Consider the following 19,168-nt stretch of genomic DNA (forward strand, 5'->3'; position numbering starts at 1 on the left):
GAGCCCTGATAACGACAGTTAGGGCTACCTAGTTGGGCAGGGACAGACGGCTATTCGTCAAAGAAGGTGACAACCTCTGGATCCTGGCTGATGGAGGCAATGACGCCAGCAGCGACGTCGTGCAGTTTTATGTTGCGGGTGCTGGATGCACGGATCAGCACCTTGAATGCCGCATCCTGGCTGCATCTGTTTTGGGCCATGATGGCGCCAGTCGCCAGGTCAATCACAGTGCGGGACCTCATGGCTGCAGTCATGTTTTCCTTGGTGTCCTGCAACTGGCCCATCCGCAGGGCGAGGCGCAGGCCCTTGGACGCCTGTTCACAAAATGCTTCCACGGCCGCGATGCTCTCGCCCGTAAAAGCATGGGTCCGCTGGCTGTAGAGGTTCAGGGCACCCCGGGTCTCGCCCTCCAGCGGAAGCGGAACACTCAGCAGCGACTCAGTTCCTTGGCCGGCCACAGTCCGGACATAGCCCGGCCACCGGGTCTCAAGGCTGAGGTCCGGAACATGGACGGTGGTCATCTCGCGCATGGCTGTGAGGCACGGCCCATCACCATATTTGTTCTGCAGCTCGTCCATTAGCCGGGCGCAGGGATTACTGCTGGCCACCGTGGTGGCCTTCTTCCTTCTGATGAGGGTGATCCCACAGAAGACTTCATGGTCCGGAACACTGAGCCGCTCGCCGGAGTAAACGGCCAGGTCCTGCAGGAACTGCTCCACGTCGGGGCTGTCCAGCACCAGGTCCTGAAGATGCGGAGCAACGTCAGGAAAAAATTCTTCTGAGGTTTCAGCGGCCACGAAGTGCCTCTCCTGTCGACAGCAGAAGCCCAGCACAAATCCGGGCTATCGGCCACGTACGTTCCGCCAGCTACTTGACGGTTCTCCAAGAGTATCCACTTCCCCTGTGGCGAGCGAGTGCCTCCTGCTGTCCGGAGGGGACCAGACTGTTTGGAGGTGCCCCTCCAAGGGTAAGAAGATTCAAAACGGCCGAGACCTCCGGACAGAGGCCAAGGGAGGATTGAGGCCAAGGGAGGATCGACATGGCACCTGCGACTCCTGCCTTGACGCAAGGGAGCTTCAACCTGATTACAGGGCTCTGGCCCCTGATTCACATGCGCAGCTTTGAAGCCGTGAGCGGGCCCAAGACTGACAAGTGGCTGGTACGCACTGTTTCCGGTTTGCTCGTCACCATTGGAATTGTCCAGTTGGGAAGTTCCAACAGTCCCGACGGCGTCAAGCAGGCCAGGCGCCTGGGCATCGGCACAGCTGCCACGCTTGCCGCCATCGACCTTATCTATGGGGGAACAGGCAGAATCAGCAGGATCTACCTGCTGGATGCCGCCGTCGAACTGATGTGGATCCGCCGCTGGGAGCGGCACCGGCAACTGCTCGGGCATCGAGTCGGGCATCGACCAAAGCAGTAACCGCTGGCAGGACGCCCTGAACAGCCAAAAAAACTACTTCCGAGTAAGCGGTTTCCCACTTAGTCTTAAACGAATGGCATGGCTGGGGAGCCGGACGCACTGGTGCGTCGGTTAGTAGGCAGCCCCGAGGCCATTTCGCCTCGGATGGTAATTAGGGGAACCATGTCCGGATCTTTCGAACTTTTTTGTGACCACCGCACGCTGTCCTTCGGGTTCAGGCTCAAAGCTGCCGACGGTTCAGTGGTGGCCGTGTCAGCGCCGTTTCCGGACAAGGCATCCGCCGTGCAGGGGATCCGTGACGTACGGGAGTGCGCCGGCATGGGTTTGATCACGGATCTTTGTGGCCCTGCCGGGGCAACTTCGGCGGAGCCGGGGACTCGCCGGGCGGGCCCTGCCTGAGCGGCGATTCACGGACACGGTGGCGCAACAAGCTTTCCGCGCGCTCGATTCAGTGCTTGTTGCCGGCCAGAGCCAGCGTGCCACCGAGCCCGATCATGACTGCGCCGCCCGCCGCACCCATGTGTGAGAGCCGTTTCGGGTTGCGCGCGAACCAGGACCTGGCCGTGCCGGCAGTGAGCGCCCAGATACTGTCGCTGGCCAGGGCGATGGCGAAGAAGATCAGGCCGAGCAGGGCAAGCTGGAGCGGAATGGCCCCGGCCCCGTAACTGACGAACTGCGGCAACACAGCCACGAAGAACACAATCGTCTTCGGGTTGGAGATTCCGACGAAGAATCCCTCGCGGAGCAGCCGGAAGGACGACGGCGGAGCTGCCGCGGCGGGGACGTCCGGCCTGTGGCCGTGGCGGTGCCGGATCGCCTGCACGCCAAGATAGATCAGATACGCAGCCCCAGCGAACTTAATCACTGTGAAGACCAGCAGGGATTCTGCCACCACTGCCCCCACCCCCAGGGACACGGCCGCGATGGCCGGAATCATTCCCAAGGCATTGCCCAGCACGCTCAGAAACCCGCCCTTTCGACCCAGCGAAAGTGAGCGGCCAATGACAAACAGCACGCTGGGCCCAGGGATCACAATCAGGGCAAAAGCAGCAAGTGCGAAAGCACCGGCATTGGCTGCGGGAAGCATGCTTGTCTCCGTAACGCTGGGCGGATGTTCTTCGAATGTACCGCAGCCCCCGCCGTCGCGCTCCCACCCCTGACCTGCACCTTTGTTCCAAAACGCTTTTTGTGGGTACTTCGTCTGTAAGTGCGTATTTACCAGATACGTATTTTCATGAGGAGGACGAGTGAAAAGGTTTATCGGCGGCTTTTTATTGTTGCTGGTTCTTGCCGGCTGCGCTCCAGACGGGACCGGCGCCTCCACCGCGGCCGAGGAGTTCCACCAGGCCCTCGCGTCAGGTGATGAAGAGCAGGCTTGCTCCATGCTGAGCCAGTCCGCCAAGGACAAAGCAGAATCAGACGGCGGCTGCGAAAACCAGTTGGAGGAACTGCAACTGGCCGACGCCGGGACGCCTGGGCAAACCGAAGTTTACGGCCGAAACGCAATGGTCGAGTTCGAGAACGACACCGTTTTCCTGGCCGCGGCGAGCTCGGGCTGGCAAATTACAGGTGCCGGGTGCACGTCCCAGGGCGAAAACGGGTACATGTGCGAAGTAGGAGGGAAGTAGAAATGCGCTGGAGCTTTGTGCTTTACCTTGTCTTGATCTTCGGCGGACTGGCATACATGGCCGTTGTCGGACTAGCACGAGGATAGGGGCGGGACCATGAAAACCGCACTGAAAAACAACGGCCTCAGCCTGTTCTTCGGACTCATCTTCCTCCTGGCCGTAACAGGACAGGGCATCTCCGGCCACGCAATGTACAACGAGGAACAGCTATCGGCCGGGCAGGAAGAAATAACCCTGGCGCAGTACCTGGCATCGTCGGACTTCGCCGTTAACGTCTCGGAGAACTGGCAGTCTGAATACCTTCAGTTCCTGCTCTACATCCTGGCCACGATCTGGCTGGTCCAGAAAGGCTCCCCCGAGTCCAAGGAGCTGGACCAGTCCGGGCTGGAGTCCGACAAGGATCAACTGGTGGGCGAATATGCCAACGAAAAATCACCGGCCTGGGCTAAGGTTGGCGGCTGGCGCCGTACGCTCTTTGCCAACTCGCTGGGACTGACGATGGGACTGATCTTCCTCCTCTCGTGGCTGGTGCAGTCCATCTCGGGGAACAGCACCTATAACGAGGAACAGCTGCGCAACTTCCAGGACCCAGCACCGTGGGCCGAGTACCTCGCCTCACCCGAATTCTGGAACAGGACGCTGCAGAACTGGCAGTCGGAGTTCCTGGCGGTGGGCTCCATGGTGGTGCTGGCGATCTATCTCCGCCAGCACAGTTCGCCGGAATCCAAGCCGGTGGGTGCCGCCCATGACGACACCGCCTCAACGGGGTAAGGGTGGCGGCAGAGGGATCCCAGCGCACAGCCAGAAGGCCCGTTCCGGATCTGGTCCGGAACGGGCCTTTCTGGCTGTGCGGTAGTTGTTGGGTGCGGATTCCTAGGCGTGGGTGTAGGTGAGGCAGTCGGCGTTGTCCGCACCTGGCCCCACATGCACCTCGGACGCGTTGCACATCAGGTGGTCGTTGTAGGCGCATTCCGTGCGCTGGCAGGCTCCGACGCCGGCCAGGACCTTGGGCAGGCCCCCGTGGGTACCGATGTCGATGAACGTGGCGCATGCGGCGTGGTCTTCAGAGCCGCCAACGGTAATGGCGGCGGCATTACATTCGGAATGATCGTTGAAGGAACAATTGGTTACGCTGCAGTCGGCTACGTGCGTGGTCATTGGGAAATCCTCCGCGGTCCGGCCACCCGGGCTGGGCAGCTCCTAGGTCCCACGGTAGGCCCGTCCGGTCAAATCAAAAAGACCCAATCGTGTGACTTAATTCCGACGGCGGAACCGCCTGCGCACCAGGCTGCGGAACCAGCGGGGTCCCGTTGGCCCCCGAGCCGGCTTTGCCCAGGCTCCAATAGGCCCTGAACTCGGACCGCTTCGGGTCCAGGCCCGCCTGGGTAACCAGCAGCCGCCGCAGGTTTTTCACGCTTGCCGCTTCGGCTGCCACCCACGCATATGTCTCCGGGCCTGGTGGCAACGTGGTTTCGGTGAGAGCCCGCACCGCCCCATTTAGCAGGTCCCCGCGGGCAGCACCCGAAGCGTTCCGGACCAGCCACGTGACCCGGACTGACGAAGCGGAGGTGACCGTACCGACGTCGTACGTGTCCGGAACCTCCAGGAATGCCTCGCCGGTGATGTCGGGCGGGAGGCTTTTGAGGATGGAGCTGATGGCCGGGACGGCCGTTTCATCACCGGCCAGCAGCACGTGCCGGGCACCCTGCGGATCCCATCTGATCCCGGTTTCAGTCCGGGGCGTGGCCTCGGTGACGGCGTTGAGGTCGGGGCCAATAATGACCACCCGGGCACCTGGCGCGGCAGCTCCCGCCCACTCGGAGGCGGGAGCGGTGTGGCCGGGGGCAACGGGGTGGACGACGAAGTCGACGTCCAGCTCCCGCCTGCCCGGCGTGTTCCGGATTGCCCGGATGGTGTAGCTGCGGATGAAACCACGGCCTGGCTGTTCGCGGCGGAGCCACTCCTGGTACCAGCCCTCCTGCAGGTATCCGCCAGGCTCACCCAGCCGGGCAAGAGGATGCCCCGGCGCTGGCAGGAGGAGCTTGATCCGCAGGTCCACGGTGGGACCGGGGACGCCGAAGGTCGCCAGCTCCGGTCCGGTGAAGGTGATGCGGCGGAAATGCGGGCCCAGTTGCTGGACGCGCAGGACCGCCGCATCAAACGCGCGGAGAGGATAGGTTGTTGAGCCCATTGCTACGGCAGCTGCGGATCCACGCCGTAGTGCTTCGCCAGGTCCGTGATGACCGAGTGGGCACCCTGGATGCTGACGGACGCAAGGAAGGTTCCGTCGTCGACGTTTTTGACTTCACCGGTGAGGCGCTGCCAAAGCGGGTTGGACTGGAACTTTTCCTGCTGCGCCCGGGTTTTGTCGCCTTCGGCGCCGGGAGGCGTGAATGCGCTGACCATCACCAGGCCGGCGTCGCCCTGGAGGATCTGCTCGGCCGAGAGCGGCACGAAGATTTCCTTCTCGCTGTCCGGGGCGTCCTGGGGCCGCGGGATCTTCATGTCGGTCATGATCTCGCCGATGAAGGAGTTTGAGGAGTAGAGGCGTGCTGTATCCCCGCCGGTGAAGCGAACCAGGGAGTACGTGGCGTCCGGCTTCTTCTTGAGGATTTCGGCTCCCACCTTCTCGGCGCGCTCCTCGTAGGCCTTGACCAGTTCCTCGGCCTTGGCCTTCTTGCCCAAGGCCTCGCCCAGGAAGACCACGTTCTCTTTCCAGGTGGGGCCGGTGCTGACCGAGAAGATGGTGGGGGCAATCTTGGACAGCTGCGGGTAGAGCGCCTCGTGGCGGACCTTCGCCGAAACGATTAGGTCCGGCTCCAGCTCAAGGATCTTTTCCAAGTTGGGCTCGGCCAGGGTACCCACGTTGACGGAGTCCTTGGTGGCATCCTTGACGTCCCCGAGGTACGGGGCGAACGGGGCATTAGGGTCCTGGCGGTACTGGACGTAGCCCACCAGGTCGGCCCCCAGCAGGAGTGCGGCATCGATGTAGCTCGGATCCAGCGCAACGACGCGCTTGGGCACGGTGTCAATGGTGGTGGAGCCCATGGTGTGCTCCATGGTCAGCGGGAAGCCTGCTGACTCTGCGGCTGTTGTTTCAGTGGTTTCTGTGGAGGCGGCCGGGGCGCCGCAGGCCGCGGTGGCCAGAAGGGCCATGCCGGCGGTGACAGCACTGAGCTGCTTGAGGATGCGTGTTTTCACGGTGTCACTTTCAAAAACGATGACGGGGAGATGACTTCTTAGGCAAGGCTTACCTGCGTCTGCCGTAGACTGTAGCAGGATTTTGCCAAATAGCTCACAAAGGCATGACGTAATAGAAGGACCCTGTGAAGACGATGGATCCTGCCTTGGCCTCCGCCCCGAAGGCGCACGGTGGAACGACTCCGGAAGCTGCTGGGCGGCCTGGTTCCGGGCGGCCCGGTGTCCCTCAGCCTGGTGCTGGGCGGTCCGGTTCGCGGACGCCCGGTGCCGGGCGGCCCGGTGCCGGGCGGCCCGGGGCGCGGAGGCCCACCATGCGGTGGCTGGCAGTTTCAGTTGCGGCCATGCTAGCGGCGGCCTGCCTAAGCATCTGCATCGGCGGCCAGCCCTCCTCCCTGCAGGACGTCTGGCATGCCGTCTTCACTCCCGATGGCAACGTCATGGACGTCACCATCCGCGAACTGCGCTGGCCGCGCACCGTGCTGGCCGTGTGCGCAGGAATCTGCCTGGGCCTGGCCGGAACCCTGGTCCAGGGACACACCCGAAACCCGGTTGCTGATCCCGGCCTTCTGGGCATCAACCAGGGCGCGGCCCTCGCCATCGTCGCGGTCACCGCCCTGGCCGGCGAGCAGCCGGGACTGACGCAGGCATTGCTGGCGTTCACGGGTGCCCTGGCCGCCAGCGTCCTGGTGTTTATGATCGGCTCCGCGGCCCGCCATGGCTCCACCCCCGTGACCCTGGTGCTGGCCGGAGCCGCCGTGACAGCGCTCTGCTCCGGGCTGGTGGCGGGCATCGTCCTGCTGAACGACCAGGCCCTGGACACGCTGCGGTTCTGGCAGGTAGGTTCTCTGGCCGGCCGCAGCGACATTCTTTCCATGATCTGGCCCTTTGTGGCCGCCGGAGTGGTGATGTCGTTGCTGAACATCCGGCCCCTGAACGCGCTGGCCCTGGGAGCAGACACCGCCACGTCACTGGGCATCTCGGTTTTCCGGGCACGGGCGGCAGGCATAGCCGCCATCACGCTGCTGGCAGGTTCCGCGGTGACCATGGCCGGGCCCATTGCCTTCGCCGGACTCCTGGTTCCGCACATCACCCGGGCCATGACAGGTCCTGACTACCGTTGGCTGATCCCGCTCTCTGCCATAACGGGCGCCACCGTGCTGCTCCTTGCGGATACGGCGGGCCGCGTGATCTCGCGCCCCGGAGAGCTGTCGGTCGGCGTGGTCCTGGCCGTGGTGGGTGCCCCCTTCTTTGTCCATCTGGCCCGCCGGCGCAGGCTGGCCACCCTGTGACCGCCCTCCAGCAGAAGCCGCGGCAACAGCAGAAACCGCTGCAACAGCCCAGGACAGGTGCTGCCACCATTCGCGCCCTGCGCCTTGGCCCGGTATCCATCCGCCTGAACTTCCGCGTGATGGTTGTCGCCGCCGTCCTGGCCGCCGCCCTGGTGGCCGCGATGGCCCTCCACATAGCCTTCGGCGGAACCCCGCTGGCTTACCCGGACGTTCTCCGTGCGCTCCTGGGTGACGCCTCCAGCCCGCGGATCCACCTCGCCGTTACCGAGTTCCGGGCCCCGCGCATGGTTGCCGCCGTGGTAGTCGGTGCGGCGCTGGCCGCTGCCGGAGCCATCACCCAGACGGTGGCACGGAACCCCCTGGCCAGCCCCGACCTGCTGGGCGTCACCACCGGCGCGTCCCTGGGCGCCGTCACCGTACTGGTGGTGGCCGGCGGCGGCCACGCCGGACTCAGCGGCCTGGCCGCGACGGTGGGAATGCCCGTGGCCGCGTTCGCCGCGGGAATCATCAGCGGCGTGGCCGTCTACCTGCTGGCCTACCGGCGCGGGCTGGACAGCTACCGGCTGGTCCTGGCGGGCCTGGGTATCTCCGGCCTGGCCGCGAGCCTCACCACCTGGATCCTCACGCTGGGGGACGTCACCAGCGCCGCCCAGGCCCTGACCTGGATGATGGGATCACTGAACGGCAAGGACTGGGCCACCGTCCAGCCCATGGCCGTCAGCGCTGCCGTCCTCCTGGTTGCCGCGGTGCTGAGCGGGCGCTGGCTGCTGCTGACCAGCCTCGGCGAGGACACCGCCGTCGGGCTCGGAGCGCGCATTGGCGCGGTGCGCCTGACTGCCCTGACCATCGCGGTGCTGCTCGCGTCGGTGGCCACTGTCACCGCGGGCCCTGTGGCGTTCGTTGCCCTGGCCAGCCCGCAGATCGCACGGTCCCTGACCTCCAACGTGGTTCCCCCCGTGGGAGTCTCGGCGCTGGTGGGTGCGGTGTTTGTCCTGCTTGCGGACACCGTCTCAGCCAATGTGCTCAGCGCGCCGCTGCCCGTGGGAGTGGCCACCGCCGTCGTCGGCGCGCCGTTCCTGATCCATCTGATCCTGAAGTACCAGCGGAGGCTGAGTTGAACACCACCACAGAACGGCACGAGGGGCTGAGGGCGGAAAACCTGACGCTGGGCTACGACGGCCGGGACATCATCAAGGACCTGTCCCTCACCGTCCCGGAGGCCCGGGTGACCTCGATCATCGGCCCGAACGGCTGCGGCAAGTCCACGCTGCTCCGCGGCCTGGGCCGGCTGCTCGCTCCGCGCTCCGGCGCTGTTTTCCTGGATGGCGCCGCACTGTCCACCCAGTCCAGCCGCCAGATAGCCACCAGGATCAGCATCCTGCCGCAAACGCCCACCGCGCCTTCCGGGCTCACCGTGGCGGATCTCGTCTCGCGCGGCCGGCACCCCCGGCAGAAGTGGTACCAGCAGTTCTCCCCCGCCGATCAATCCGTCGTCGAGGACGCACTCGTGGCCACCGACATCGCCGACCTGGCCGACAGTCCGCTCGAGGACCTCTCCGGCGGGCAGCGGCAGCGCGCCTGGATTTCCATGACGCTGGCCCAGGAAACGGGCATCCTGCTCCTTGATGAGCCCACCACCTACCTGGACCTCGCGCACCAGGTGGACGTCCTGGAACTGGTGCGCAGGCTGAACCGCGAGCATCACCGGACCGTGGTGATGGTGCTGCACGACATCTCCCTGGCGGCCCGCTACTCCGACCACATAGTTGCCATGAAGGACGGCAGCATCATCACCCAGGGGACGCCGGCGCAGGTGGTGACTCCCGGGCTGCTCAAGGACGTGTTCGGCCTGGACGCCCACGTGGTTGCCGAGCCCACCGACGGCCGGCCCCACGTCATCCCGCTGGGCACCCCGGCCACGGCTGCCGCCTCCTAATCCAAGCCCCGCACCCGCGTTGCTCTATCACCTTTGGTCGCTAAAAGGCCCCGGAAGGGACTGTAAGTGATAGGGCAACGTTGGGGTGGGCGGGAGCGTTTCGACGGCGGCGCGCGCAGCTTCGCGTGTTAAGTTGAAAGTGCGGGACCAGCCCGGCTCCGCGCACCACCTGGAAAGAGAAGCTCCTTGGAATCGCCTTCCCCCGTCCCCGAGCACGTAAGAATCCTGACCGTCTGCACGGGCAACATCTGCCGCTCCCCCGTGGCTGAACGGCTGCTCCAGGCAGGACTGGACCAGGTGCTGCCCGGCGGCTTTGTGGTGGCCAGCGCCGGAACCCGCGCCATGGTGGGCGACCCCATGCAGCCGCCGTCAGCGGACATGGTGCGCATGTTCGGCGGCGACCCCCAGGAGTTTGCCGCACGGCAGCTGACCGGCAAGATCCTGCGCAGTGTGGACCTGGTGCTCACCATGACGTCCGGCCACCGCGGCGAGGTTCTCCAGCTGGACGCGTCGCTCCTGAAGCGCACTTTTACCATCCGTGAATTCGCGCGCATGCTGGACGTCCTGGATGAGCGGGATCCCGCGCCTCAGGGTCCGGCCGGTGATCCCCTGGCAGCCAACACAGCCTTCTGGCGGGGCCTTCCGGCCCGCGCGGCAGCGGTCCGGCACCTGTCCCTGCCAGCCGACTCCTCCGAAAACGACATCATCGACCCCTACCGCCGCGGGCCCGAAACCTACCGTCAGATGGAAGACGAACTGGCCCCCGCGATCATCTCCATCCTGCGTCATGCGAGGCTGAACGCTCCCTCCTGACAGGGCCCGCCGCCGTCGTTCAGGCACTGCGGTTTTTTGTGCGGCTTTTCTGCGGATTCCCCCGATGTAACGCCTTTGCGCCGATGCTAATTTTCGGAAATGGCCACCGCGTCCGAGCATCCTGCCGCTGTCTTTACCGGCTCAGCCTCCTCCGGCACAGCTGTTTCGGGCGCGGCTCCCGGCCCGGCTTCCGGCGCGTCTCCCCGCGTTCCGGCTGGCCGGCGCCGGCGCCCCCTCCGCACCTTCCTTCTGTTCCTGCTCGCCCTGGTGATCCTGATTCCAGCTTCGGCCGGGGTGTACCTGATGAACCTCGGCCGGATTTACGATTCCGAAGTCACGACGATCGAGAACCCCTTCCCGGACGAAGCAACCCGGCCCAACCCATCCGTCGCGAATGGCGCGGCCCCCGGTGCGGCCGGCGTTCCGGGAACTGCTGAGGGCGGCACAAACAACGCCGGAGGCGGGACCGGGTCCGTGAATATCCTGGTGATGGGCAGCGACAGCCGCGGCGCCACCAGCGAAGAAGCTGCGGCCGGCGCGGGATCCAACCAGCGGGCGGACACGCTCATGCTGGTGCACGTCCCCGCCGACCGCGCCAAGATCTACTCCATCTCACTCATGCGGGACCTCTGGGTGGGCATCCCGGACCGCGGGGAGGCCAAGATCAACGCAGCACTGGCCTACGGCGGCATCCCACTGATGGTGCAGACCGTGGAATCGATTTTTGGCCAGCGGATCGACCACGTGGCCATGGTGGACTTCGAAGGTTTTGTTGGACTCACGGACGCCCTGGGCGGAGTGGAAGTGGATATCCCCGCCGGGTTCGTTTCGTATCACGACCAGTCTGTCTTCCAGGCCGGGAAGAACACCCTGGACGGCGAGCGTGCCCTGAAGTTCGTCCGCGAGCGCTACGCGTTCGCGGATGGTGACTACCAGAGGGTCCGCAACCAACAGGCGTTCGTGCGGGCGCTTCTGACCAAGAACCTCAGCGCCGACACCCTCCTGAATCCGCTGAAGGTCCAGGGTGTGGTCAGCGCCATCGCGCCGTTCATCAGCGTGGATGAAGGGCTGAACGCCGCGGCCCTGGCGGGGCTGGCTGTGGAGCTCAAGGACGTACGGCCGAGCGACATGGTGATGTTCACCCTCCCGACGCTGGGCACGGGAACGTCAGCGGACGGGCAATCCATCGTCATCCCGGATACCGCTGCCATCGCCGCAATCGCCACATCGCTTTCCGATAACACCCTTGGCAACTATGTAGCCGGAAAGGGTCTGGAAGGCGGAAACTGATCCCATGGAGAGACAATGAGCGTCCCAGGTGCTTCCGAGCCCATCGGTCCTGATTCATCCGGTTCCGGCCCCGCTAGTCCTGGCGGGGCCGGTTCCGGTCCTTCCGCACCCGGTACAGGGACAGCACGACGGCGGCGCATCATTGCCGCGCTGCTGACCGTAGTGCTGGTGGCCGGCATCGCCGTCGCCGCCTTGCTGTTCAGCCGCCCGGCAGATACGTCCGCCACATCGGCCACGCAAAGCGCCCAGCCGACGGAAACCCCGACTGCCACGGAGACCACCCCTCCGCCGGTCCCGGCCCCCGCTCCTCCGCCGCCGCCCGAGCCCATCCCGGAGCTGCAGCCCGTTCCCATGAACATCCTCATCATCGGCAGCGACAGCCGCGGGAATGCGAGGGATCAGGCAGGCCATACCCTGGCCACCGGCCAACAGTCCGATCAGCGGGCGGACACCATCATGGTGGCCCACGTTCCGGCTGACCGGCGCAGCGTCCAGGTGGTCTCCATCATGCGGGACACGTGGGTGAACATCCCCAGCTATGGCGGTTCCAAGGTGAACACCAGCCTCCAGGTGGGCGGCACGCCCCTGGTGAAGCAGACTGTGGAGTCCCTGCTGGGACTTCACATCGACCATACGCTCATGCTGGATTTCAACGGGTTCAGGGCCCTGATTGACGCCATGGGCGGGATCGACGTGCAGGTCAACCTGCCGTTTCAGTCCACGCACGACACCGGGCACGTCTTCTCGCAGGGCCTGAACAGGCTTAACGGGCAGGCTTCGCTGGAGTTCGTCCGGGAGCGGTACGCGTTCATCGACGGCGACTACCAAAGGGTGCGCAACCAGCAGGCTTTCCTGCAGGCACTGTTGGCGAAGCTGACCCACGGCGGCGCCTTGAACGATCCCAACGTGGTCCGGCACCTGGTGGCTCTTTCCGGGCCCTGGCTGACCCTCAACCAGGGCCATGACGCCTTGTCCGTGGCGATCCTCGCCTACGGCCTTCGAAACCTCGACTACAACGCCTGCACCTTCGTTACGCTGCCAACGGCCGGGGTGGGCACCATCGGCGGGGCATCCGTGGTGCTGCCAGACTATGGCGGGATTAATGCCGTGGCCGCCGCCCTGAGGGAAGGGCGCCTGGCCCAGTACGCGGCTGGGCGCTGAGGCCAGGCGGGCGCTGAGGCCAGGAGGGCCTTAACTGTCCGTTCGCGCTTCGGACTTATGCCAGAGCACTCCGGCGGCGCAGCCTCCGCATTGTCCTGACCTTCAGGCGGCCCGCCGCGCCCATCAGTTTCATGGCCACGGCCCAGTAGGCGACGCCGACAGCCAAGGACAGGGCAACTGCCAAAACAGGCTGGCTGTCCTTCAGGTCGGGGAACACCACCCAGTGCGTGACGTAGGCGTACAGTGACGCGCTGGCCAGGACGCCGAAGAGGCGGTGGAGCACCGACGGCAGCGGGATGGCCGGAATCCATGCGAGCAGCAGGATCCCCGCCAGGATGGTGCCCTCCCGCCAGGGGTTGTCGAAGTAGCCGTACAGGGCCAGTGCCCCCAGCGCGGACAGCGCCAGCCGCTGGCCAGCAGTCCTCGCCCGCGCCAGGGCCCAGCCCAGGGCAAACAGCCAGAGGACCGGCCGGGTGTGCAGGATGTCCACGCCAATCAGGTCATAACGGGCCAGCAGCCCGGCAGCAACAAGCGCCACGGGGAACGCCAGGGGAAAGCGCCGCTCTGTCCGGTGCACCCAGGGGATGGCCAGGAGCGCCATCACGCCCACCAGCACGTACACCAGCACCTCGATGAACCAGAAGTGCCAGGCATCGGTCCAGCCGGCCGGCCCGATCATCGTGTTCAGCAGCAGCAGGTTGGCCGGCGTGTAGTGGAATTTATCCGTCAGCAGCATGACCGCCCCGATAAAGGCCACTGTGGGCACCACCAGCCTGGCCAGGCTGCGTACCTGGCGCCGGAGCCGCGGGATCCTGTCACCGCCCAGCTGAAAGCGGGCAAAGTTGTAGCCGGCCAGGGCCATCAGCACATGCGCTGTGCCCGGCCACCTGATGAGGTCCACGTGCGTGCTGATGATCATTACAATGGCCGCCGCACGCAGCAGAATGCCTGTCTCCAGCGGCGCGAAGATCCGCCAGGGGCTGCGCCGTGGCCGCGCAAGGGCCTGCAGTTCCCGGACGGGGGTGACGTGCCAGTCCGGGGGCAGGTGGCCAAGAACCTTCTCCAGGCTTACCGATGCCGCAACGTAGGACAGCGAGTCGCCGCCAAGCGAGACGAATGTGTCATCGTCGCCGATGTCCTCGATCTCAAGCGCATCCGCAAAAATCCTGCGGACGTCCGACGGCGGTGCTGCCGCAGCGGAGGCGGCAGCACCGCCGTCGGCCTCTTCCTGCCCGGGCCTCCCGGCAGCGTTTTCCGTTTCGTCCGTGTTGTTCGTGGTGTCCGTGTCGGCAAGCGCCAGGATTGACGGGTAGTCGGTTTTGCCGGTGGCCAGGCGCGGCAGGCTTTCGACGGCGCGGACCTGCACGGCGGCACGGGGCAGGCCCAGGTCCTGGGCGAGGGTCTTGGCCAGGAGTCGGGTGTCGTGGCTGCCCTCGACCGCTGCCACCAGCCTGTGGTCTGTGCCGGCGCAGGCCGCGTTCAGGCCCATCTTCTGCAGCATCTTTTCCACCTGGCCAAGGTCAATGCGCAGGCCCACAATCTTGACGAACCGGCTTCTCCTGCCCACCACCTCGTACAGGCCGGCGTCCGACTGGCGGGCCAGGTCCCCCGTGCGCAGCTCGCTGATGGTGCGCCCGGCCGCCAGGTCCTCCGGTTTCTCGGCATAGCCCAGCATCACGTTCGGCCCGGTGTACACCAGCTCGCCGTCCTCCAGGCCCGGCACCGGATCAATGCGGAAATCCCCGCCCGGGACCGGAACGCCGATGCTTCCCGGATGCTCCGCGGCGAGGTGCGGCGGAAGGTAGGCCATCCGTGCGGTGGCCTCCGTCTGGCCGTACATCACGTACAGGTCCCAGCCGCGCCCGCGTCCGGCCTCGGCGTAGCGGACCACGGTTCCGGGATCCAGCCGGCCCCCGGCCTGTGTGATGTACCGCAGGTGAGGGAGCTCCATCTCCGTGAACCTCACGCGGTCCAGGAGCTCAAAAGTGTAGGGGACGGCGGCGAAGGACGTGGCTCGGCGGTTGCGGAACAGTTCCCAGAAGCACGGATCCACCACCGACAGATCCGAGAGCACAATCCCGGCGCCGCGGAGCAGGTGGCTGTTGAGCACCGAGAGCCCGTAGCAGTAGTACATGGGCAGCGTGGTCATGGCACGGTCGTCTTCACCGATGTTCAGGTATTCGGCAATGGATTCGGCGTTTGACTGCACATTCTGCTGGGAGAGCCGGACGAGTTTGGGCGAGCCCGTGGAACCCGACGTGCTGAGCAATAGGGCAAGATCCGGGTGCAGCTGGTGCCGGGTTCCGGGCCGCACTTCCTCCAGCAGCGGCTCACTGGCACCGGCTTCCGTTGGCCCCGTCCGGACGATGGCATCCGGATCGTAGGCTGCCACCAGGGATGCCATGGCGGCGTCATTTCCTGCAGGCGCCAGGATCAGCGGGTGCCCGCAGGCCAGGGCAGCCAGGTACGCCACCAACGACCCCACGCTGTTGTCCGCCGCGAGCACCACAAGGCGGCGGACGGGGCCGAGCCGCTCGGCAAAGGAACCCACCCGGTGGGCGAGTTCCAGGTAGGAGATGGTCCGGCCGCCGGTGAGGAGGGCGGGACGGTCTCCGTGGCGGGCCAGATCAGCGGCAAAGGCTACCCGCGCAACTTCCAGGGACGAGTTCACTGGCTGAGTGTAGAGGCAAGGCTAACCTAACAACAAGTAGATTAACGGTTTGCAAAGGCCCACCTGCGGGCCCCGCCCACCTGCCCGCCGCCGTCGGCCGTTATTTCCCCCTTTCCAATGGGTAAGCCGCTAGTAGTGTTCGGGTGCCGAAAAGCGGCAGCCGCACAACGGGCAACATGGCGATGGGGCAGGTCTTTGTGGAAAATCAGGGAATGACGCAGGCAGTCCGGGAAGCCGGGGCGGTGGAGCTCATCCTGATCCGCCACGGCCAAAGCGAAGGCAATGTTGCGGCGTCGGAGGCACAGCTGGCAGGCGTTGAGGTGATCGACGTCCCGGCACGCGACGCCGACGTCATATTGTCCCCTACCGGGCAGGACCAGGCGGTGGCCGTCGGAAAGGCGCTTGCTGCCATCCCGGAAGACCGCCGGCCGGATGCAGTGGTGTCCTCCCCGTATGCCCGCGCGCATCAGACCGCCGAAATCGCCGTGGAAACTGCGGGCTGGCCCGTCCGCGTGCGCATCGATGAACGGCTGCGGGACCGGGAGCTGGGCGTCCTGGACATGCTGACGTGGCAGGGCGTGGAGAAGCGCTTCCCCGAGGAGGCCGAACGGCGGCGCTGGCTGGGCAAGTTCTACTACCGTCCGCCCGGCGGTGAATCCTGGACCGATGTGGCGCTCCGGCTGCGCTCGGTGCTTGACGAGCTGAACGGCCTGGGCATGGGGCACCGCGTGATGGTGGTGTGCCACGACGCCGTGATCCTGCTCTTCCGGTACATCCTGGAGGGGATGACGGAGCGGGAGATCCTGGACCTCGCCGCCGGCACCTCCGTTCTGAACGGTTCCATCACCCGGTTTGTCCGCCCCGAGGGGAAGGGGCCATGGACGCTGGAGGAGTTCAACCAGGCGGACCATCTCAGGGAGCAGGGTGTGGAAGTGACCGAGCACGCCGGGGACGCCAGTGTCCACCCGCAATGAGGCCCCTGCCGCCCAGGTGACGCCCTCACTGCTGCGCGACTGGCCGCTGCCCGCCGCCGGTGAGGACAAGTATTCGCGTGGTGCTGTGCTGGTGATTGGTGGTGCCCGGAGTACGCCCGGGGCGGCCCTCCTGGCTGGCCGCGCCGCACTCCGGGCCGGGGCGGGAAAGCTCACGCTTGCTGTGGCCGAATCAGTGGCTGTGCAGCTGGCCGTGGCGCTCCCGGAGGCAGGTGTTACGGGACTTGCTGAGACTGCCGAGGGGTCCATGCAGGCCTCCGGCCTTCAACGCATCGCGCCCGCCCTGGAAACCGCCGACGTTCTGCTGATCGGCCCCGGGCTTGACGATGTGGACCTCGCTGTCGAGCTGCTCCGCGCGCTTTTGGGGAGCCAGGCAGCGGGCGGAACCGACGGCGACGGTTCCGGAAGTTCCGACGGCGAAGGTTCCGACGGCGGCCGGGGAGCCACCATCGTGCTGGACGCCTACGCCCTGGGCGCCCTGCCTAAAATCCAGGAGGAGCTGACCCCCTGGCGGGGACGGCTGATCCTCACGCCGAACCCCACTGAGGCGGAAATCCTGTTGGGCCGGGACCTGGCAGACCTGGAAGATGACGTGGCAGAGATCGCTGACCGGTACCAGGCAGTGGTCAGCTGCCAGGGTTTCATCGCGCGGCCAGCCGGCACCAAGGCGCCGGAGGAACCTGAACGTTGGCAAATCACCACCGGGTTCGGCGGACTGGGAACCTCCGGCAGCGGCGACATCCTGGCCGGGGCCATTGCCGGGCTCCGTGCCCGTGGGACCACCGATGCTCAGGCAGCCTGCTGGGGCACCCACCTCCATGCCGCGGCGGCGGACCGCTTGGCCAGCAGGATGGGACCCCTGGGATTCCTGGCCCACGAACTGGCCGACGAACTGCCGGCCCTCATGATGGAGCTCAACACCTGAGCCCGGGCTTCGGTTGTACGCCCCTCCTCCCCCAAGTAGGCCGCAGTTAACGTCGTCATTCGCGCGAATAACGACATTAGCTGCGACCCAGTTGGGAGGCGACCTGGTCGAGAGGTGGGGTTGCCTCGATCGAAGCTGCGGCGGGCATGAGATGACCCCCGGCATTGCCGGGGGCCACCGTTTCGGAAGGAGCAGTCGCTTCGCTGCCGATGCGCCTATGGCGCTGTGGCGTGCATCAAATGGCTAGTCGCCCAAAAGGCAGCCAACAATGGCGTCCGAACCTTCCGGCCTTGTGCGGAAACTAGGCGGCAATCTGATGATGTGCCCCCTTCGTTTCAATCTCGATCTTGCGCGGCTTGGCCTTCTCGACGACAGGAATCCGCAGAGTCAGGACACCGGCGTCGTATGTTGCCTTGACGTTTTCGGCATCCAGGGCCTCACCCAGGATCAGCTGGCGGCTAAAGACGCCGCGCGGCCGCTCCGATGCGATCATCTCGGTGTCCTTGCCCACGGGATCCGGCCTCTCAACCTTCACCGTCAGGACGTTCCGTTCCACATCCAGATCAACTGAATCCGCATTTACACCGGGCAGATCAAAGGCCACCACGAATTCCTGGTCCTCCCGCCACGCGTCCAAGGGCATCGCAGCCGGACGCGCCGCCGTGCCGAGGACCTGCTGGGCCAGCCTGTCCAGCTCACGGAACGGATCGGTTCGCATCAACATGGCTTCCCTCCTCGAAAGAGACGGTCCAACACTTTTCCTACCAGCCGATCTATATCAGCTGATATAGATTTTTTAGCACTGGCGGCAGCAGGATGCAAGCGGTTTAGAGCGAAAAATTTGGGCGAACACCGGCAGGGGTCTTGGCTAATGGTAAGCATGCTTAGCATAATAAAGGTGTCGGCGTTTAGGGGGCCATGGGTGAGCGTGGGCGCCCGCGATTCCCGCCGCTGGCGCCTTGAAAAAGTCAGGTCCAAGGAAGCAGGCGGCCACAGTACCGCCTTCGATGATTGGGAGAAGCACAATGTCCATCAAGGCACGCGACATCATGAGTGGCGGCGTGGAATGCGTCGGTGAGAACGAAACGCTGGAGCAGGCAGCGCGGAAAATGAAGGACCTCGACGTCGGTTCGCTGCCGATCTGCGGTGAGGACAACAGGCTGAAGGGGATGATCACAGACCGCGACATTGTGATCAAGTGCCTCGCCGACGGCGGTGATCCCCGCACTGCCACGGCCGGACAGTTCGGCCAAGGCAAACCGGTGACCATCGGTGCGGATGACTCCATCGAAGAAGCCATCCGCACCATGCAGGAGCACCAGGTCCGCCGCCTGCCCGTGATCGATGGCCACGACCTGGTGGGCATCCTGAGCCAGGGTGACATCGCGCGCAACTACCCGGAGGACCGGGTGGGCGAACTGGTGGAGTTTATTTCGTACTGACCAGCTGGTTGCCGGTCAGCTCTATCGGTCAGCTTTCTAGCTGCGGGTAGGGTCTGGCCGCAGTGGTTCCGGCCCCGGATCCGGAACCGGCAATGGGCCGGGAGGTTCCGGGGTCGGAACCGGGCTGGGCCGTGCAGGGCCAGGATGACCCGGTGAGGTGGGGTCAGGGGTGAAAGGATCCGGGCCCGGTTCCGGCGGGAACGGCTCGGGTTCGTGCACTGGCGGGATGGTCATAGGATTCCCCTCTCAGGCTGGGCGGATGTTCTCTCGCGTGATCAGGATACGCCTGCGCCCATTTCCGAACTAGGCTCACGTTCTCCCCACCAGCCCGTTGCTCTATCACTACTGGTCGCTCTGAGCGCTGAGAGGGACCAATAGTGATAGAGCAACGGGGGCG

At 65.5% G+C, this 19,168-nt stretch carries 20 protein-coding genes; 13 read left to right on the top strand and 7 right to left on the bottom strand.

All coding sequences use genetic code 11. The features are described 5' to 3' along the window. Positions 1-50: 50 nt before the first annotated feature. Complete coding sequence (locus M1E17_RS18255; RefSeq protein ID WP_457963340.1) at positions 51-797, bottom strand: GAF and ANTAR domain-containing protein; 747 nt, start codon at positions 795-797, stop codon at positions 51-53. A gap of 242 nt (positions 798-1,039) precedes the next feature. On the opposite strand from M1E17_RS18255, the gene M1E17_RS18260 reads away from it, so the two are divergent. Then, positions 1,040-1,423: a hypothetical protein gene (locus M1E17_RS18260; protein ID WP_457963341.1), complete on the top strand. Its 384-nt coding sequence runs from the start codon at positions 1,040-1,042 to the stop codon at positions 1,421-1,423. Positions 1,424-1,585: 162 nt separating this feature from the next. Beyond that, positions 1,586-1,822 carry a YegP family protein gene (locus M1E17_RS18265; protein ID WP_457963342.1) on the top strand — a complete coding sequence of 79 codons (237 nt, stop codon included), beginning with the start codon at positions 1,586-1,588 and terminating at the stop codon, positions 1,820-1,822. 49 nt (positions 1,823-1,871) lie between these two features. Here the strand turns inward: M1E17_RS18265 and M1E17_RS18270 are convergent, their stop codons facing one another. Further along, positions 1,872-2,510 carry a LysE family translocator gene (locus M1E17_RS18270; RefSeq protein ID WP_457963343.1) on the bottom strand — a complete coding sequence of 213 codons (639 nt, stop codon included), beginning with the start codon at positions 2,508-2,510 and terminating at the stop codon, positions 1,872-1,874. 160 nt (positions 2,511-2,670) lie between these two features. Between M1E17_RS18270 and M1E17_RS18275 the strand changes: the two genes are divergently transcribed. Continuing rightward, complete coding sequence (locus tag M1E17_RS18275; protein WP_457963344.1) at positions 2,671-3,051, top strand: lipoprotein; 381 nt, start codon at positions 2,671-2,673, stop codon at positions 3,049-3,051. Positions 3,052-3,147: 96 nt separating this feature from the next. Beyond that, entirely contained in the window at positions 3,148-3,822 is a 675-nt protein-coding gene (locus M1E17_RS18280) for a DUF6766 family protein (protein WP_457963345.1), read from the top strand. Between the two features lie 102 nt (positions 3,823-3,924). On the opposite strand, the gene M1E17_RS18285 is transcribed toward M1E17_RS18280, so the two are convergent. From M1E17_RS18285 to M1E17_RS18295, 3 genes are all read right to left on the bottom strand, one after another. Beyond that, positions 3,925-4,209: a DUF1540 domain-containing protein gene (locus M1E17_RS18285; protein ID WP_457963346.1), complete on the bottom strand. Its 285-nt coding sequence runs from the start codon at positions 4,207-4,209 to the stop codon at positions 3,925-3,927. 73 nt (positions 4,210-4,282) lie between these two features. Continuing rightward, the gene (locus M1E17_RS18290; RefSeq protein WP_457963347.1) at positions 4,283-5,242 is read right to left on the bottom strand and encodes a siderophore-interacting protein; all 960 of its coding nucleotides are present in this window, start codon (positions 5,240-5,242) and stop codon (positions 4,283-4,285) included. A gap of 2 nt (positions 5,243-5,244) precedes the next feature. Then, on the bottom strand, positions 5,245-6,252 hold the full coding sequence (locus tag M1E17_RS18295; protein ID WP_457963348.1) for an ABC transporter substrate-binding protein: 1,008 nt from the start codon (positions 6,250-6,252) through the stop codon (positions 5,245-5,247). A 311-nt stretch (positions 6,253-6,563) separates the two neighbouring features. On the opposite strand from M1E17_RS18295, the gene M1E17_RS18300 reads away from it, so the two are divergent. The 6 genes from M1E17_RS18300 to M1E17_RS18325 all read left to right on the top strand — a co-directional run bounded on the left by M1E17_RS18300 (position 6,564) and on the right by M1E17_RS18325 (position 12,741). Beyond that, positions 6,564-7,541, top strand: a complete 978-nt coding sequence (locus M1E17_RS18300; protein ID WP_457963349.1) for a FecCD family ABC transporter permease — start codon at positions 6,564-6,566, stop codon at positions 7,539-7,541. After that, the gene (locus M1E17_RS18305; RefSeq protein ID WP_457963350.1) at positions 7,538-8,659 is read left to right on the top strand and encodes a FecCD family ABC transporter permease; all 1,122 of its coding nucleotides are present in this window, start codon (positions 7,538-7,540) and stop codon (positions 8,657-8,659) included. Before M1E17_RS18300 ends, M1E17_RS18305 begins: the two co-directional genes overlap by 4 nt. Beyond that, positions 8,656-9,477 carry an ABC transporter ATP-binding protein gene (locus M1E17_RS18310; protein WP_457963351.1) on the top strand — a complete coding sequence of 274 codons (822 nt, stop codon included), beginning with the start codon at positions 8,656-8,658 and terminating at the stop codon, positions 9,475-9,477. The genes M1E17_RS18305 and M1E17_RS18310 overlap by 4 nt, the downstream gene beginning before the upstream one ends. A 186-nt stretch (positions 9,478-9,663) precedes the next feature. Then, positions 9,664-10,290, top strand: coding sequence for an arsenate reductase/protein-tyrosine-phosphatase family protein (locus M1E17_RS18315; protein WP_457963352.1), 627 nt, complete (start codon positions 9,664-9,666; stop codon positions 10,288-10,290). Positions 10,291-10,389: 99 nt separating this feature from the next. Further along, positions 10,390-11,580 (top strand): LCP family protein, encoded by a 1,191-nt coding sequence (locus M1E17_RS18320; RefSeq protein ID WP_457963353.1) that lies wholly within the window; start codon positions 10,390-10,392, stop codon positions 11,578-11,580. Between the two features lie 15 nt (positions 11,581-11,595). Continuing rightward, positions 11,596-12,741, top strand: coding sequence for an LCP family protein (locus M1E17_RS18325; protein ID WP_457963354.1), 1,146 nt, complete (start codon positions 11,596-11,598; stop codon positions 12,739-12,741). Positions 12,742-12,796: 55 nt separating this feature from the next. Here the strand turns inward: M1E17_RS18325 and M1E17_RS18330 are convergent, their stop codons facing one another. Next, positions 12,797-15,412, bottom strand: a complete 2,616-nt coding sequence (locus tag M1E17_RS18330) for an AMP-binding protein (protein WP_457963355.1) — start codon at positions 15,410-15,412, stop codon at positions 12,797-12,799. Between the two features lie 212 nt (positions 15,413-15,624). Here M1E17_RS18330 and M1E17_RS18335 point away from each other — a divergent pair, with 212 nt between their 5' ends. Both M1E17_RS18335 and M1E17_RS18340 read left to right on the top strand, forming a co-directional pair. After that, positions 15,625-16,386, top strand: a complete 762-nt coding sequence (locus tag M1E17_RS18335) for a histidine phosphatase family protein (protein ID WP_457963356.1) — start codon at positions 15,625-15,627, stop codon at positions 16,384-16,386. Beyond that, the gene (locus tag M1E17_RS18340) at positions 16,370-17,329 is read left to right on the top strand and encodes an NAD(P)H-hydrate dehydratase (RefSeq protein ID WP_457963357.1); all 960 of its coding nucleotides are present in this window, start codon (positions 16,370-16,372) and stop codon (positions 17,327-17,329) included. The genes M1E17_RS18335 and M1E17_RS18340 overlap by 17 nt, the downstream gene beginning before the upstream one ends. Positions 17,330-17,630: 301 nt before the next feature. On the opposite strand, the gene M1E17_RS18345 is transcribed toward M1E17_RS18340, so the two are convergent. Then, a complete protein-coding gene (locus M1E17_RS18345) occupies positions 17,631-18,053 on the bottom strand; it encodes an Hsp20/alpha crystallin family protein (protein ID WP_457963358.1) in 423 nt (140 codons plus the stop codon). A gap of 301 nt (positions 18,054-18,354) precedes the next feature. Between M1E17_RS18345 and M1E17_RS18350 the strand changes: the two genes are divergently transcribed. Then, positions 18,355-18,771, top strand: coding sequence for a CBS domain-containing protein (locus tag M1E17_RS18350; RefSeq protein WP_267276112.1), 417 nt, complete (start codon positions 18,355-18,357; stop codon positions 18,769-18,771). Positions 18,772-19,168: the final 397 nt, after the last annotated feature.

The sequence above is a fragment of the Arthrobacter sp. D1-29 genome, assembly GCF_054130585.1.

Coding starts and splice junctions, on each gene's coding strand:
- M1E17_RS18345 (WP_457963358.1), bottom strand. CDS start 18,053: ATGTTGATGCGAACCGATCCGTTCCGTGAGCTGGACAGGCTGGCCCAG.
- M1E17_RS18285 (WP_457963346.1), bottom strand. CDS start 4,209: ATGACCACGCACGTAGCCGACTGCAGCGTAACCAATTGTTCCTTCAAC.
- M1E17_RS18290 (WP_457963347.1), bottom strand. CDS start 5,242: ATGGGCTCAACAACCTATCCTCTCCGCGCGTTTGATGCGGCGGTCCTG.
- M1E17_RS18280 (WP_457963345.1), top strand. CDS start 3,148: ATGAAAACCGCACTGAAAAACAACGGCCTCAGCCTGTTCTTCGGACTC.
- M1E17_RS18270 (WP_457963343.1), bottom strand. CDS start 2,510: ATGCTTCCCGCAGCCAATGCCGGTGCTTTCGCACTTGCTGCTTTTGCC.
- M1E17_RS18320 (WP_457963353.1), top strand. CDS start 10,390: ATGGCCACCGCGTCCGAGCATCCTGCCGCTGTCTTTACCGGCTCAGCC.
- M1E17_RS18265 (WP_457963342.1), top strand. CDS start 1,586: ATGTCCGGATCTTTCGAACTTTTTTGTGACCACCGCACGCTGTCCTTC.
- M1E17_RS18325 (WP_457963354.1), top strand. CDS start 11,596: ATGAGCGTCCCAGGTGCTTCCGAGCCCATCGGTCCTGATTCATCCGGT.
- M1E17_RS18300 (WP_457963349.1), top strand. CDS start 6,564: ATGCGGTGGCTGGCAGTTTCAGTTGCGGCCATGCTAGCGGCGGCCTGC.
- M1E17_RS18260 (WP_457963341.1), top strand. CDS start 1,040: ATGGCACCTGCGACTCCTGCCTTGACGCAAGGGAGCTTCAACCTGATT.
- M1E17_RS18335 (WP_457963356.1), top strand. CDS start 15,625: ATGACGCAGGCAGTCCGGGAAGCCGGGGCGGTGGAGCTCATCCTGATC.
- M1E17_RS18350 (WP_267276112.1), top strand. CDS start 18,355: ATGTCCATCAAGGCACGCGACATCATGAGTGGCGGCGTGGAATGCGTC.